Annotated in this window: 12 protein-coding genes; 6 read left to right on the top strand and 6 right to left on the bottom strand. The window is 62.1% G+C overall.

Annotation, left to right across the window (positions count from 1 at the left end):
- The first annotated feature begins 40 nt into the window (after positions 1 to 40).
- Genes GYH35_RS32620 through GYH35_RS32605 form a run of 4 tightly spaced genes read left to right on the top strand, consistent with a single transcriptional unit; the run spans position 41 to position 4,353 of the window.
- Entirely contained in the window at positions 41 to 1,225 is a 1,185-nt protein-coding gene (locus GYH35_RS32620; RefSeq protein ID WP_161830557.1) for a BamA/TamA family outer membrane protein, read from the top strand.
- Positions 1,222 to 1,878 carry a hypothetical protein gene (locus GYH35_RS32615; RefSeq protein ID WP_161830556.1) on the top strand — a complete coding sequence of 219 codons (657 nt, stop codon included), beginning with the start codon at positions 1,222 to 1,224 and terminating at the stop codon, positions 1,876 to 1,878. Before GYH35_RS32620 ends, GYH35_RS32615 begins: the two co-directional genes overlap by 4 nt.
- Positions 1,865 to 2,986 (top strand): sensor histidine kinase, encoded by a 1,122-nt coding sequence (locus tag GYH35_RS32610; RefSeq protein WP_161830555.1) that lies wholly within the window; start codon positions 1,865 to 1,867, stop codon positions 2,984 to 2,986. Before GYH35_RS32615 ends, GYH35_RS32610 begins: the two co-directional genes overlap by 14 nt.
- The gene (locus GYH35_RS32605) at positions 2,983 to 4,353 is read left to right on the top strand and encodes a sigma-54-dependent transcriptional regulator (protein ID WP_161815458.1); all 1,371 of its coding nucleotides are present in this window, start codon (positions 2,983 to 2,985) and stop codon (positions 4,351 to 4,353) included. The genes GYH35_RS32610 and GYH35_RS32605 overlap by 4 nt, the downstream gene beginning before the upstream one ends.
- Here GYH35_RS32605 and GYH35_RS32600 read toward each other — a convergent pair whose 3' ends face one another.
- The 6 genes from GYH35_RS32600 to GYH35_RS32575 all read right to left on the bottom strand — a co-directional run bounded on the left by GYH35_RS32600 (position 4,354) and on the right by GYH35_RS32575 (position 11,504).
- Entirely contained in the window at positions 4,354 to 5,493 is a 1,140-nt protein-coding gene (locus GYH35_RS32600; RefSeq protein WP_161830554.1) for a hybrid sensor histidine kinase/response regulator, read from the bottom strand.
- Positions 5,490 to 6,065 (bottom strand): chemotaxis protein CheB, encoded by a 576-nt coding sequence (locus tag GYH35_RS32595; protein WP_161830553.1) that lies wholly within the window; start codon positions 6,063 to 6,065, stop codon positions 5,490 to 5,492. Before GYH35_RS32595 ends, GYH35_RS32600 begins: the two co-directional genes overlap by 4 nt.
- Positions 6,065 to 6,886: a CheR family methyltransferase gene (locus GYH35_RS32590; RefSeq protein ID WP_235936898.1), complete on the bottom strand. Its 822-nt coding sequence runs from the start codon at positions 6,884 to 6,886 to the stop codon at positions 6,065 to 6,067. Before GYH35_RS32590 ends, GYH35_RS32595 begins: the two co-directional genes overlap by 1 nt.
- The gene (locus GYH35_RS32585; RefSeq protein WP_161830552.1) at positions 6,883 to 9,981 is read right to left on the bottom strand and encodes a response regulator; all 3,099 of its coding nucleotides are present in this window, start codon (positions 9,979 to 9,981) and stop codon (positions 6,883 to 6,885) included. Before GYH35_RS32585 ends, GYH35_RS32590 begins: the two co-directional genes overlap by 4 nt.
- Before the next feature lie 108 nt (positions 9,982 to 10,089).
- Positions 10,090 to 10,977 (bottom strand): DMT family transporter, encoded by an 888-nt coding sequence (locus GYH35_RS32580; protein ID WP_161815462.1) that lies wholly within the window; start codon positions 10,975 to 10,977, stop codon positions 10,090 to 10,092.
- On the bottom strand, positions 10,974 to 11,504 hold the full coding sequence (locus GYH35_RS32575) for a GNAT family N-acetyltransferase (RefSeq protein ID WP_202624959.1): 531 nt from the start codon (positions 11,502 to 11,504) through the stop codon (positions 10,974 to 10,976). The genes GYH35_RS32580 and GYH35_RS32575 overlap by 4 nt, the downstream gene beginning before the upstream one ends.
- Before the next feature lie 128 nt (positions 11,505 to 11,632).
- On the opposite strand from GYH35_RS32575, the gene GYH35_RS32570 reads away from it, so the two are divergent.
- Together GYH35_RS32570 and GYH35_RS32565 are read left to right on the top strand one after the other, a co-directional pair.
- Positions 11,633 to 13,930 carry an ATP-dependent DNA helicase gene (locus GYH35_RS32570; RefSeq protein WP_161830551.1) on the top strand — a complete coding sequence of 766 codons (2,298 nt, stop codon included), beginning with the start codon at positions 11,633 to 11,635 and terminating at the stop codon, positions 13,928 to 13,930.
- Positions 13,931 to 13,940: 10 nt separating this feature from the next.
- Positions 13,941 to 14,714 carry an AraC family transcriptional regulator gene (locus GYH35_RS32565; protein WP_161830550.1) on the top strand — a complete coding sequence of 258 codons (774 nt, stop codon included), beginning with the start codon at positions 13,941 to 13,943 and terminating at the stop codon, positions 14,712 to 14,714.
- Positions 14,715 to 14,746: the final 32 nt, after the last annotated feature.

Raw genomic sequence — 14,746 nt, 5'->3', positions numbered from 1 at the left:
TGCGCCAGCGCCGCGTTCCGCTTCTGGTCCAGGGCCGGCCATGAAACTCTCGACACTAACTCTGCTGCTCGCCGTGGCGGCGGCGGGCGGCGCGCACGCGTCGGAAGAATCGAATCTGCGGGTCCAGAACGTGGAATGCCGAGGCAACCATTCCACCTCCTGCGATTTCATTCGCAGCCATCTCAACCTGTCGGCGGGCATGCCGCTGAGCGAAGTGGAGCTGCGCAACGCGCAACTCAGGCTGTCGTCGCTGCGAAACTTCGAAGCCGTCGATGTACGGCTCGAGAAGGGCGCGCAGCGCAACGCCGTCGTTGTCGTGATCGAGGTGACCGAAGCCAGTCCCATCACGACGGAATCGCTCGTTGGCTTGTCATCGCGCCTGGATGCGACACGCAGCGTGATCGCCGGCCGGGTCGCCCATCAGAATCTGTTCGGCGCCGGCAAGACTCTCGACCTGGCCGCGGTGGCCGCGACGCCGCTCGCCGGCGAGCCGTACGACGAGCAGTATCAGGTTCACCTGCGCTACGCGGATCCGAATCTGTTTGGCTCGGACAGCTATTTCGCGGTAGCCCGAGCGAGCTGGATAAACGCGAGCCGTCGCGACATTTACGGCAACTTTTCCGATTTCGAAGGCGCCGAGATCGACCTGCGCGTCGGGCGCAGATTTGGCGACTTCTCCTATTTCACGCTCAGCGCGACGTTCCGTCCCAATGCGCAGTGGGTCACCGGCGAGTGGGACTTCGGCGGGCCGACCGACTTCGACGTCACGGTCCGCGACCGGCAACACGGCTATGGACTCATCTACGGCTGGAACTCGGAGGACGATCTCTATTTTCCGACGCAGGGGTTCAGCTTTCACATCGGCGCCGGCTGGGACTTCGGTTCGGGGTCGCCCGCGAATCGCTCGCATGTGCAGTTTCGCCGCACCTGGCAACTCGACGACAGCCTGCTCACGGTGAAGCTGGGCGGCTCGCCGAGCCCCGAGTATCGAACGTCCTTCGACGAAAGCCAGTTGCTCTCGATCAGCTATGGGCGGTCTTTGCAGGCCAGCGAAGGCGTCAAGCGCGGGCGCTGGTACATCGAGCCGGGTGTAGGCACCGCCGGATACACCAGTGGCGACGAGCGGATCTACGAAGTCGGGGTGAAGGCCGGAGTGCGGCTCGACACCACGGCATTTGGCATCGTCGATCTGTATCTGATCGCCACCCAGGATCCCCAGCGATGAAAGGGGTGCTGGCGATTCTCCTGGCCCTCGCGACGACGAACTCCTGGGCCGCGGAGCTGGCTGCCGTGCGAGTCGACAATCACCTGGGCGCCCGCCTTCAGGGAACATCGCTTCCGGAGAGTTTTGGCCGCGACCTCACCAGCGGCCTCACCAGCCGGCTGATGATCCGGCTGACATTGCATCAGGCAGCACGCGAGCTGCGCGCCCGCTCCGTCGAGATCGCCATCAGGTACGATCTTTGGGACGAAACGTTCACCTTGACGCGGACCCTGGACGGAATCAGCCTGGATACCGCGACCTACCGGGAAGCCCAGCAGGTGATTCGCGAACTGCAGCAGATCACATTTTCCGAGCTGTTTCCGACCAGCGGCCTGCCGGCGGACGTCGAGCTGGTCATGCGGGCGGTCGTGCTGCTCAATCCGATCGATCGCGAGCGCCTGGAGGAAATCAGGAAATGGGTGGCGAAGAACAACAAGCGCTCCACACTCGATCCGGCGGGCGCGTTAGGCGTCGGCGACGCGTCGGTATCGAGCGCGATCATGGAGCGAATCTTCGAGCAATATACCAGCGGCGCGGACGCCGCGGCCGTCTGGCAACAGACGCTCACGACCGAGCCTTTCCGTCTCGGCAGCGTGCCTCTTGAATCGCGCTAGAGTCGGCTGGTTGCTGTTCGTAACGCTGCTGGTGATGGCGGCGGTACCGCTGCTCGCGTCCTTCTATTTGTTGGAAGCTACCTTACGGACCAGCTTACACCTGGGGTTCAACAAGGACGTGGCGCGGGTGCTGGAGCAATCGTCGGTCAATCTGCGAGCGTTGGGGAAGCTCGATAGCGCGCAGCGCGAGCACTATCGCGCGCAGTTCGACGACGTTGAAGCGCTCAGGCAGATCTATCTGGCTCCCGAGCTGGTGAGCCAGAGCATCGAGAAGCCATTGAAGATCTACTTCGGGCTGGGCCTCGGCATGGCCGTGCTCGTGTCGCTGGCGGTGGCGACGTTACTCAGCCGTCGCGTCGCCAATAGCTATCGAACTGCTGTCGATGAGCTTTTGCATCAGCGGGAGCAGGTGCGCTATTTGCGCGAGATGTCGTCGTGGCAAGAGCTCGCGAAGATGCTTGCTCACGAGATCAAGAACCCGCTGACCCCCATCGAAGTGCTGGTCACGTCGCTTTCCAAGGCCTACCAGTCCAAGACTTCGGAGGAGTTCGTGACCCACTTGAACGCCACCGAGACGATGGTCGCCGAGGAGTTGCAGCAGCTGAAGTCAACGGTCAACAAGTTCAGCGAATTCGCTCGTTTGCCGCAGGTTCAACCCACTCGCGCGAACGTCCTCGAACTGCTGCGCCAGCAGCTGCGGGCGATCTCGAACACCCTGTCCTCGACAGCGTTGGAGCTGAGAGAGCCCACCGGAGTCGCGGACTTGTACGCCGATGTCGACGCGCCGTTGTTCAGGCAAGTTCTCGTCAACCTGGTGCGCAATGGCGTGGAAGCGAATCCCGGTCGCGAGGTGCGATTCGCCATCTCGGTCGGTGCGGATGAGCGCAACGTGGAAGTGAGGGTCATGAACGATGGGGATCCGGTGCGCGCCGAGATCGCGCCACGCATCTTCGACCCGTACTTTTCCACTCATGCCAGCAAGGACAACATGGGACTGGGACTCGCGATCGTGAAGAAGATCGTCATCGAGCATCGCGGCGACATTCGATACCAGGAACGCGATGGGCATCCGCAGTTCGTCATCACATTGCCACGGGCGCCGGCATGACCACCACCGCGCGTCCCGTCGTGCTCGTGCTCGATGACGAGAAGAACATCTGCAAAGCGATCGAGCTTGCCCTGGGCCAGGAGGGAATGGACGTTGTCACCGCACTCGATGTCTCGAGTGCGCTGCGTACCCTGCATGGACGCATTGTCGATGCGGTGATCGTCGATATCCGATTGGGTGAGATCGACGGCTTGTCATTCTTCAAGCGCATGCAGGCGGACGGCATTACCGCGCCAGCAATCTTCATCTCCGGAAATGCGACGCTGACAGAGGCAGCGCAGGCCGTGAAGATCGGCGGCTACGATTTCCTCGAGAAACCGTTCAGTTCGGAAAAGCTGATCACCACGGTGCGGCGCTGCCTGGATATGTCCAAATTGCGGACCCAGCTCGCGCTCATCGAATCGCAGTCCTCATCGGGTGAAATCGTCGGTCAGTCCGGCGCGATCCGCAAACTGGTCGTCGATATAGCGAGGGTGGCGAAAAGCAACGCGAACGTGCTGATCACCGGCGAGAGCGGCGTGGGCAAAGAACTGGTCGCCAACAGTATCCACGCGCACAGCGAGCGAGCCGAACAGGCTTTCGTGAAGGTCAATTGCTCCGCCATTCCGGACAGCCTGATTGAAAGCGAGCTGTTCGGACATGAACGCGGCGCATTCACCGGCGCCACCGCCAGCAAGAAAGGCTTGTTCGAGGTCGCACATCGCGGCGTGATCTTTCTCGATGAAATTGCGGATTTGTCGGTGTCGGCGCAGGCGAAGATCCTGCGCGTCCTGCAGAACGGCGAGATTCAGAAAATCGGCTCCGAGACGGTGACCAAAGTCGATGTGCGCGTCGTCTCGGGCACTCATAAGGATCTGAAGAAAGAGGTAACGGAACAGCGCTTTCGAGAAGACCTGTTCTACCGGCTGAACGTCGTGCCGATGAGAGTGCCCGCCCTGCGCGAGCGTATCGAAGACCTCCCTGAGCTGATCGCCGTGCTGATGCGCCAGCTCAGCAAGAAGAACAATCTCAAGGAGAAGCCGATCGACGAGGAAGTCGTCGCCGAGCTGCAGCGCTACGCGTGGCCCGGCAACGTTCGCGAGTTGCAGAACGTGCTGGAACGCATGTCGGTGATGAGCGGCGAGCGGATCACCGTCCTCGATGTTCCCGAGGAGATCCTGTCCGCGACCGACGGAGTCGAGGAACGGCACGACAGCTCCGCGCTCAGGACCTTCCGCGACCGCAGCGAGCGCGATTTCATCATCGCCACGCTGAAAAGAAACAAGGGCAACATCAGCCAGTCCGCGTCCGACCTCGGCGTCCGCCGGACCTATCTGCACAAACGATTGAGCGTGTTGAAGATCGGCAAGAAGGAATACTTCCTCTAGTCACGGCTGCTCCGGCTTCGCCAACGGCAATGTGAAATGCACTGCCGTGCCCTTGCCCGTCTCGCTCTCGATCCAGATGCGGCCGTCATGCGCATCGACGATGCGCTTGGTGATGTAGAGCCCGAGACCGGTGCCATTGCGCCGGTTACTGGCGCCCGAAAAATAGGCATCGAACACCAGCGGCAGATCCTCGCTGGCAATACCCGGCCCCGAGTCGACGACCGACGCCTGAATGTGATCTTCCATCTTCTGCAGACGCACGCGGATCTGATCGCCGTGGCGACAGAACTTGATCGCGTTACCCAGCAGATTCGAGAACACCTGCAGCACGCGCTCACGGTCGCAGAGCACCGCGGCCGCCACCGCATCACATTCCGCAGTCAATCGAATGCCCTTCTGTTGTGCCAACGGCTCATGCACGGCGATGGCCTCATTCACCAGGTGCGCGGCAATCTCCGGCCGCGGTTTCACTTCGATGCGACCGGAACGAATGCTCGCCATGTCGAGCAGATCGGCGATCACCCGGCTCATCAAATCGACGGTGCTCGACAGCCGGCCATGAATCGCAGCCCGGGCATCGGCGCCCAGCTTCTCCGGCGGCTTGCTGAGCATTTGCACGCCGCTCTTGATCGCCTGCAGAAAGTTGCGAATGTCATGCGAGACGACCGCCAGCACATCTTCGCGCGCCTGCACCGCCTCGCGCAGCAACCCTTCGCTCTCCTGCAACTGCTGATACTGCTCGGCCAGTTTCTTGCGCTGTTGATCCAGTGCGATGAACGTGTCGGTCTTGTGACGCAGGATGTTCGGATCGACCGGCTTGAACAGAAAATCCACCGCGCCCGATTCGTAACCGCGGAACACCCGATTCGCTTCGCCCGTGCCGGCCGTCAAGAAGATGATCGGAATATATTTGGAGCGCTCCGCGCCGCGCATGTATTCGGCGAGCCCGAAGCCATTCATCTCCGGCATCTGCACATCGAGGAACGCCAGCGCAAAATCGTGTTGCAGGACCAGCTCCAACGCCTCGTTGCCCGAGCGCGCGGTGACGATGTCCGCATCGTCCCGGCGCAGCAACGCTTCGAGCGCGACCAGATTCTCCTCGATGTCATCGACTACCAGGATGCGCGAACGTTCGGTCATGGCGACCTCCCGCTCAGCAGGCTCGTCAAACCGAAGGCTATGTCGTTGGGCGACCATATGTAAGTGGGCTCGAACAAGGCCAGCGCCGCCGCCGGCATGATGGCGACCTCGGCCGAAAGCGGCGACTGCACGATGGTCGTGCCGCCCGCCGTGTGAATCTCCTGCAATCCGGCGGCGCCGTCTTCACTGGCGCCGCTCAGCAAAACTCCGATGAGGCCCGCCCCATACACATCGCTCGCCGTCTCGAACAGCACGTCGATGGAGGGCCGGGAAAAATGCACCGGCGGATCGACCGAGAGCGCGAAGCTCCGTTGCGACTCGACCAATAAGTGATAACTCGGCGGCGCGATATAGACCGTGCCCCCGACCATCGGCTCTTTGTCTTCGGCCTGCTTGACGATCAGCGGCGTCTCGGCGCCCAGCAACTCGGCGAGACCGCTGGAATGCGCCGGCAGATGAATGACGATCACCACCGGGCAGGATAATGGCTGCGGCAACTCGCGCACTATCGCACGCAACACTTCGAGCGCGCCCGCCGAACCCCCAATGACGACTGCGGCAGGCGCCGTCATCAATCCACCCTCCGATAAATCTTCTGCTCGCTGCTGATCTCCTGAAAGCGATGGGCATGCGCCGAGAAACGCACCGACTCCTTGGTGCCGAGACACAGGAAGCCGCGCCGGCACAGTGCATCGTTGAACAATCCGAGCGAACGATCCTGCAACGTCCGGTCGAAATAGATCAGCACATTGCGGCACGACACCAGCTGCACTTCGGAAAAAATGCTGTCGGTCGCGAGGCTGTGGTCCGCGAACGTGATGTGTTGTTTCAGCTTCGGCGCCATCACCGCGCTGTCTTTGGCGGCATGATAATAATCGGACAGCGAGCCGTGCCCGCCCGCCGTGCGATGATTCAGCGTGAACTGCTTCATCCGGTCGAGCGAGTACACGCCCTGCTGCGCCTTGCGCAGGCTGCCATCGTTGATGTCAGTGGCGTAGATGCGCGTGCGCTCCAGCAGTCCTTCTTCGGCCAACAGAATCGCGTACGAATAGGCCTCTTCACCCGTGCTGCAGCCCGCGACCCACAATTTGAGCGACGGATAGGTCGCCAGCAGCGGAATGACCTGCGTACGCACGGCCAGGAAGAACTCGGGATCGCGAAACAGATCGCTGACCTGGACGGTGAGATATTCGAGCAGGCGCGGGAACGCACTCTCGTCGCTCGACACCCGCTCCTGCAACTGCGCCAGCGTCTGGCAATGGAAATGCGTCAGGGCCTGCAGCAGCCGGCGCTTCAACGAGGCCGAGGCGTATTGACGAAAGTCATAGTGATACCGCTGGTACAGCGTTTCCAGCAGCTGGCGAATCTCAGCGTCTGAGATATCCAGCCTCAACGCGGCGCTCCTCGCCGCACCGGCATCCAGATACGCAGCAGCGACAAGAGCTTTTCGATGTCGATGGGCTTGGTGATGTAGTCGTTGGCCCCGGCCTGCAAGCATTTCTGCCGGTCATCCGGCATGGCCTTGGCGGTGAGCGCAATGATGGGCAGGTTCGCCCAGCGCCGTTCGGCGCGGATCGCCCGCGTCGCTTCGAAGCCGTCCATCTCCGGCATCATGATGTCCATCAACACCAGATCCATCTCGGGGCTGCGTGCCAGCACATCGAGCGCTTCGCGGCCGTTGCGTGCGATTTCCAGAATCGCGCCATGCGGTTCGAGCACTCGCGTGATTGCGAACACGTTGCGCACGTCGTCCTCCACCAGCAGGATGCGGCGCTTCTCGAATACGGACTCGCGACTGCGCGCCACTCGCAACATGCGTTGTTGTTCCGCCGGCAGCGACGCCTCCACCCGATGCAGGAACAAGGTCACTTCATCGAGCAACCGCTCCGGCGAACGCGTTCCCTTGATGATGATGGACTTGGAGTACCGTCGCAGCTGCTGCTCTTCGTCCGCGGACAGCGTGCGCCCGGTGTAAACGATCACCGGCGGGAACGAATACGTCTCGTCGGTCGCCATCTTCTCCAGCAGCTCATAGCCCGATGCATCGGGCAGCGCCAGGTCGAGCACCATGCAGTCGAAGGTCGACGAGCGCAGCTTTTCCAGCGCATCCGCGGCCGAAGCGACCGCTACCGTCTGCACCTGCTCGGACCGCAGCAGATGCTCGATGCTGTCACGCTGCATGGCGTTGTCTTCGACGATGAGCACGGCGCGCGTAGCAGCGTCGTTGGCCTTGCTTGCCAGAGCGGTAAGCGAGCTCAACAGTTGCTCGCGCTCCACCGGCTTGCGCAGCACATTGGCGGCGCCCATCTCCAGCGCGACATGCGTGTAGTCGTGACCCGAGATGACCTGAATCGGAATGTGCCGGGTCGCCGGATCGTGCTTGAGACGATCGAGCACCGTCAGACCGGTGTGATCCGGCAGGCGAATGTCCAGAACGATGGCGGTCGGTCGGTGCTTCAACGCCATCTCGATGCCTTCGTCGGCGGTGTGCGCGATCATGCATTCGAACTGCAGACCCGATGCGAGCATGGCAATCGTCTGCGCGAACGTTGCGTCATCCTCGACGATGAGCAGCAAGCGGGCCCCATTGGCAAGCGACGGGACCGGCTGCGGTATCCGCTCGGTGACTTTGCTCTCACGACTGCGCACCGGCGCGCTGACTGGCGGCAGCGGAACAACGCGATCCGCCTTCTCTTCCTGCGCCGGCATGCTGCGCGGGAGCACGAGCGTGAACGTGCTGCCCCGACCCGACTCGCTATGCAGTTCAATGTGACCACCGAGCATCGCGGCCAGCTCGCGCGAGATCGACAGGCCCAGACCGGTGCCGCCGAAGCGGCGATTGGTGGTGCCATCGGCCTGACGGAATGGCTCGAAAATGATTTCCTGTTTGTCGGGCGGAATGCCGATGCCGGTGTCCTCGACGGCGAACGCAATGTCGCCGCTGCCCGCGCGCATGAAGATCTTGAGCGAGACCTTGCCCTGCATGGTGAACTTCAACGCATTCGACAGCAGGTTGCGCAGTATCTGGCGTAGCCGCTGCGAGTCCGTTTCCAGCTCGGTCGGCGCATCCGACGCGAGCGTCAGCTCCAACTCCACCCGTTTCTGCGCGGCCATGGGACGAAACATCTGGCCCATGTTGTCGAGCAACGGTCGCAGCCCGATGTGCTCGCGCTTCAGGTCGATCTGGCGCGCCTCGATCTTCGACAGATCCAGGATGTCGTTGATCAGCTCGAGCAGGTCGTTGCCGGCCGAGTAGATGTTGCGGGCGAACTTCACCTGCTCCTCGGTGAGATTGCCCGACGCGTTGTCGGCCAGCAGTTTCGCGAGAATCAGCGAGCTGTTGAGCGGGGTGCGCAGCTCGTGCGACATGTTGGCGAGGAATTCGGACTTGAACTGATTGGAGCGTTCCAGCTCCGTGGCCTTGGCGACCAGCTCGCGGCGCGCGGCATCCAGATCGTCGTTCTGATGCGCGAGCATCTGCATATGTTCTTCCAGCTGAACATTGGTCTGCTCCAGCTCAGCCTGCTGGGTTTCCAGGCGCGCCTGGCTGTCGCGAAGCATATTGCTCTGCTGTTCGAGCTCTTCGTTGCTGACGCGCAGCTCTTCCTGTTGAGTCTGCAGCTCTTCGGACTGCGCCTGGGTCGCACGCAGCAACTCTTCACGCTCGGTGCGCAGACGGGCAGTGCGAATCGCAACGCCCATCGGCTCGCTCAACAGCTCCAGCAGTTCCAGATCGGCTCGACCGGGCACATCGATGAAGCCGAGCTCCAGCGCGCCGAGGGTTTCGCCATCGGCGATCACCGGAGTGACGATCAGCGTCTTCGGCCGGATCGTGCCGAGCGCACCGCTGATCTCCAGCTCGCCCGCGGGCACGGACTTCAAATAAATGGCTTTGCGATCCTTGAGCACCTGGCCGACCAGGCCATCGTCAAGCGCGATACTGACGCGCGCCGGATGGGCTGCCGGCACTGCGTAACCGCCAATGAATACGGCGCCTGCCGCGTCCTGCCGCGCATAGAGAGCGCCGACGCTGGCGCCCAGATACTCGCTGACGAACGTGGCGATCCGCTCGCCCACATCGGTCAGCGTCAGCTCGCCGAGCAGTCGTTGCGAGAGCGTCGACTCGGCCGTTCGCATCCAGTCCTGCTTGCGCAACGACTGGCGCGACATGATGCTCATGCGGGTCTGGAAAGCGAACGCCCAGATCACGACCGTCGCAAACGTGCGGTTCAGCATCGCGATCAGCGGCGCCGTGCCCTCCGCCGAGAATTGGAAATCGACGATGATCAGCAGCGTCGAAACCGCCGCCACTGCGATGGGTGCGCCCGGCCGGGTCAGGAAAATGGAGGCGCCGAGCGGGATCAGATAGAACAGCCACGTGGCCACGCCGACGCGCGTCTGCAAGTCCACCACGAAGATCGCGAGCATGCTCGCGGCGATGAAGACGTACCAACCGTTGTGCGTCTCTTTTTCGAAACGTTTGCGCATGTCGCTGCTGGATTCCGCTGAGTGCCGCGGCTTCAGGAATCTGGCCACGACTTAATAATTGGCATGTTGCGGAGAACGAACAACAGCGCGCGAAAGTTCCCTGTGAGTTTAATTTTCCCCGCTCGACGCGAGCCACATGCCGGCCAGCGCGATCGCACCGCCAAGCATTTGACCCGAGTGCAGGGTCTCGCCGAGAAACAGGACGGCGGTGAGCACGCCGACGAGGGGATCCAGGTTGATGAAAGCACCGACCAGATTGGCTTCCAGCTCGCGCAGCGCGTAGCCATAAGCGATGTAAGCCAGCGCCGAAGCCGCAACTCCCAGGAAGATCACACCCAGCCAAGCCTGCGTGGACGGCGCTTGCCACGGCGCGTGCGACAACTCTATCGCCGCGAGCGGCACGAGCATCAGCGTGCCGAAGAGCGATACCAGGGCGATCGTTACCGCCTGATCCACTTCCGCCAGGCGCTTGGCGAATATCGTGTACGCAGCCCAGGACAGCACTGCACCGATCATCCAGACCGCGCCGAGCAAAGGCTGCGGCGACGAGCTGTCGGACTCCGCGCCGAGCGCGACCAAGCCGACGCCGACGATGGACAACACGATCCCGGCGATCCGTCGCTGCGACATCCGCTCCTTCAGAAACACGACGGCGGCGATCGCGACTGCCGCTGGCACTAACGCGTAGATCAGCGCGCCCTGCGAAGCGGAGCCATACACCAATGCGTAGTTGAACGCGATGGTGAACGTGGCAATGCCCGTGAGCGCCATGCCGAACAGCGCGCCCCAGGGCATGGGCTTCGGCAACGAGCGCCAATTGCCTTTCAGCCAGGCATACGGCAGCAACACGATAGCGGCGGTGAGGAAACGCAAGGTCGCCAGCATCATCGGCGCGATGTCTTTGGCGGCGGCCTTGGTGATGACGAACGTGCTGCCCCAGACCACCATGGTCGCCACCAGCAGGACCAGCGCCAGCGAGCGGCGCGATTCGCTCATGAAGGTTTCAGCATCTTGTAGAAGAAATGCGTGGCGCAGTACGCACCGTTGGGCATGAGTGCGTAGTCCGGGATGGTGCCGCTGAACTGCCACCCCTGGCGCCGATACAAGCGCTCGGCGTCGTCGCTGGCGGTGTCGAGCACGAGCACGGTTTTGCCCGCACTCAGGGCTCCTTGTTCGGCGGCAGTCATCAACGCCGCACCAACACCGAGCCGGCGCGCTTTCCGATGCACCAACATCTTGGACACGTCGCCTCGATGCGGCTGGTTCTCGGGCAGGTCCAACACGACCTGCACCGTGCCGACGATGGCGCCCGAACCGTCTTCGGCCACGAAGATCATTCGCTCGCCGCGCAGCGCGCTTTGTGCCGCCTTTTCCCAGAAGGCTCGCGCCTTCTCGACCGTCATGGGCAGCATGAAGCTCACCGACGCGCCGCCTTCGACGCAATCGATCAGCACTTCGCTCAAGCCCTGAATTTCCCGTTCGCCAACGACTTGCAGGCGACGAATCTGAATGCCATCCGGCACGTGGAGTCCTTTGCAGGCGTCGCCTGCGAGTGCGGAAAAGATATACAGGCGCGGATATGTGTTCAATGGCTGGCACAGGCGCGCGGCAAGGATGATACTGTATATATCCACAGACCCGCAGTATCCCCATGTCGACCGGGAATCCCCCGACACCGCCGTCCGCGCCACCCATTTCTGTCACGGCTTCCGCGAACCTGTCGGTAGCCGTGCGAGTGTTGTGCCAGTTCACCGCCAAGCGCGGCGATCTGGACTTGCGCTTCACACCCGCACCGAGCGCTCGCGAAGGCATCGCTGGCCACATCGTCGTCGCGAACCGTCGGGGGCGCGATTATCAAACCGAAGTGACGCTCGAAGGCACGCACGACGGCTTGCAAGTGCGTGGACGCGCCGATGGTTATGACAGCAAGACGCGTCGTGTCGACGAGTGCAAGACCTATCGCGGCGATCTCGCCCGCATGCCGGACAATCACCGCGCGCTGCATTGGGCTCAAGCGAAAATGTATGGCGCCATGCTGTGTCGGAAGCATGAGTTGCGCGAGCTCCGGGTCGCTCTCGTTTATTTCGATGTGGACACCGAGCACGAGACAGTGGTGGCGGAAGACTACAGCGCCGAGGAGCTGCAGGCATTCTTTGCGGAAAATTGCGCGCGATATGCCACCTGGGGCCGCGCCGAGCTGGAGCATCGTCAGGCTCGCGATCGGGCGCTGCTGGCGCTGAGCTTTCCTTACGATTTCTATCCAGCGCAACGTCAGCTCGCCGAGACGGTGTATCGGGTCGCTGCGCTCGGCGAGCATTTGCTCGCTCAAGCGCCCACCGGGGTGGGCAAGACCCTGGGCACGCTGTTTCCCATGCTCAAAGCCATGGGCGCGCAGAAGATCGACCGGATCTTTTATCTCACGGCGAAGACCACCGGGCGTCAGCTCGCACTCGACGCATTGAAGGCGTTGACGCCGCCCGATCTCAAGCTGCGCGTTCTGGAAATCACGGCACGCGAGAAAGTCTGCAAATATCCGGATTCGGCGTGCCACGGCGATTCCTGCCCGCTTGCCAAGAAATTCTATGACCGCCTGCCGGGCGCGCGCTCGGCGGCGCTCTATCGCGGCATCATGACTCAAAAGGTCATTGGCAGTGTCGCCACCGAACACGGCGTCTGTCCCTATTTCCTGTCGCAGGAGCTGGCGCGCTGGAGCGACGTGATCATCGGCGACTACAACTACTACTTCGATCAAAGCGCATTTTTGTACGGTCTTGCGCAGGAACAAGGCTGGCGCGTCGGCGTGCTGGTCGATGAGGCGCACAATCTCATAGAGCGCGCACGGCGCATGTATTCGGCGGCCATCGATGCAGAGACTTTGAGGCGAGCAAGAAAGGAGTCGCCGCCGCTGCTCCGCAGCGCCATTCAACGGCTCAGCACTCAGTTCCAGCGCATCGCCGATGCGCAACAGGCGGCGTATGAGATCTACGATGTGCCGCCGAAGTCCCTGCTGAAGGCACTGGACACTTATATCAGCCAGCAAAGTGCGCTGGCCGATCAGGCCGTGCTGTTTCCGGAGCACGTACAGAAGCTGTTTTTCGATGCGCTCGCCTTCAACGGGCTGGCGGAGGAGTTCGCCGAGCATTCGCTGTTCGATATCGCTCATCCGGAGCACGCGACCTTCACGATCCGAAACGTCGTGCCGGGGCCTTTCCTCAAATTGCGTTTCGCTCATACCGCTTGCGTGGTGCTGTTCTCGGCCACGCTCTCGCCTCGAGAGTTCTATCTGGATCTGCTGGGCCTGCCCGACACCACGCGCTGGCTGGATGTGGAGTCGCCGTTCTCGGCGGATCAGCTCGACGTGCAACTGGTGCGGCACATTTCCACGCGCTATCAGCATCGCGACGATTCGATCGCGCCCATGGTCGAGCTCATCGTCCAGCAGTTCGAGCGCCTGCCCGGCAACTATCTCGTCTTCGCCAGCAGCTTCGATTACCTCGCGCGAATCGCGGAGGAGCTGGATCGGGTCGCTCCGCATATTCCCAATCGGCTGCAAGTGCGCAACATGTCGGAGACCGAGCGCAAACAATTCCTCGACGGCTTCGCCCCCGACGGCCGCAGCCTGGCGCTCGCCGTGCTGGGCGGCGCCTTCGGCGAAGGCATCGATTTGCCGGGCGAGCGCATGATCGGTGCATTCATCGCCACGCTTGGGCTACCTCAGCTCAACGACGTGAGCGAGCAGATGCGCCTGCGCATGGATCAGTTGTTCGACGCCGGCTATGCGTACACCTATTTGTACCCCGGCTTGCAGAAGGTCATTCAAGCCGCGGGGCGCGTGATCCGGACGCGCAACGATCGCGGCATCGTATACTTGATCGACGATCGCTTCGGCCGGCGCGAGGTCAGGAAACTGTTGCCTAAGTGGTGGAAGTTGAAGACCCGAGCGGTTTAATCTTCACCGCATGACCTCGGCGCCCGCTCCCAGCACTTTCACCGTCCGGCAACCCGCGCCCGGGCTGGCGCGCTATGTCAGTCAATACTGGCTCAGCCTCAACAACACATCGCCGGTGTACGCGGCGCTGCCGGATGGCTGCGTTGATTTGGTGCTCGAAGTCACCGCGAGCCGCTATCGCTCATGGATCTACGGCAGCACGACGCGACCCACCGCGATTCCGTGCACGGCCGGCACTCATTACCTCGGCATTCGCTTTCATCCGGGGCAGAGCCGTCATTTCATTTCCATCGCTGCGCAGGACATCACGGACGGCCGCGAAGACTTACGGTCGCTGATGCAATTTCCGTCGGAGCACGTGGCCGCTCACATTGCGGCCGAAGCGTTGTTCGATGAGCTCGACCAGATTCTGCTCGAAGTGCTGCGTCATACCCCGCCGGTTAAAAGCTATATCGATGGCGTCGTTCAGCACATCGAAACTCATCGTGGCCATCTGAGGATCGACGATGTCGCCGCTCGTTTCGGCAAGAGCCGTCGACAGATGGAGCGCGTGTTCCTGCAGACCGTCGGCGTGCCCCTGAAATTCTTTTGCATGATCTCGCGGCTCCGGCATGCGGCCGATTTGATCGTTCATCCGGCTTCGCGTTCACTGACCGCAGCGGCGCATGACGCCGGCTATTCCGATCAAGCTCACATGACGCGCGACTTCACCCGCCTCGCCGGCGTCTCTCCCGGCCAACTGCGCGCGGATGACGCATTTTTTCAATACCACTCGCCGCGCTGAGCGCATGCTCGCGCTTTGCTCCGCGAGGTCCT

The organism is Steroidobacter agaridevorans, assembly GCF_009932555.1.
Classification (GTDB): domain Bacteria; phylum Pseudomonadota; class Gammaproteobacteria; order Steroidobacterales; family Steroidobacteraceae; genus Steroidobacter; species Steroidobacter agaridevorans.
The sequence above is the reverse complement of the archived record's forward strand: the minus strand, read 5'-3'. Positions and strand labels throughout refer to the sequence as shown.

Coding starts and splice junctions, on each gene's coding strand:
- GYH35_RS32620 (WP_161830557.1), top strand. CDS start 41: ATGAAACTCTCGACACTAACTCTGCTGCTCGCCGTGGCGGCGGCGGGC.
- GYH35_RS32615 (WP_161830556.1), top strand. CDS start 1,222: ATGAAAGGGGTGCTGGCGATTCTCCTGGCCCTCGCGACGACGAACTCC.
- GYH35_RS32605 (WP_161815458.1), top strand. CDS start 2,983: ATGACCACCACCGCGCGTCCCGTCGTGCTCGTGCTCGATGACGAGAAG.
- GYH35_RS32600 (WP_161830554.1), bottom strand. CDS start 5,493: ATGACCGAACGTTCGCGCATCCTGGTAGTCGATGACATCGAGGAGAAT.
- GYH35_RS32595 (WP_161830553.1), bottom strand. CDS start 6,065: ATGACGGCGCCTGCCGCAGTCGTCATTGGGGGTTCGGCGGGCGCGCTC.
- GYH35_RS32585 (WP_161830552.1), bottom strand. CDS start 9,981: ATGCGCAAACGTTTCGAAAAAGAGACGCACAACGGTTGGTACGTCTTC.
- GYH35_RS32580 (WP_161815462.1), bottom strand. CDS start 10,977: ATGAGCGAATCGCGCCGCTCGCTGGCGCTGGTCCTGCTGGTGGCGACC.
- GYH35_RS32570 (WP_161830551.1), top strand. CDS start 11,633: ATGTCGACCGGGAATCCCCCGACACCGCCGTCCGCGCCACCCATTTCT.
- GYH35_RS32565 (WP_161830550.1), top strand. CDS start 13,941: ATGACCTCGGCGCCCGCTCCCAGCACTTTCACCGTCCGGCAACCCGCG.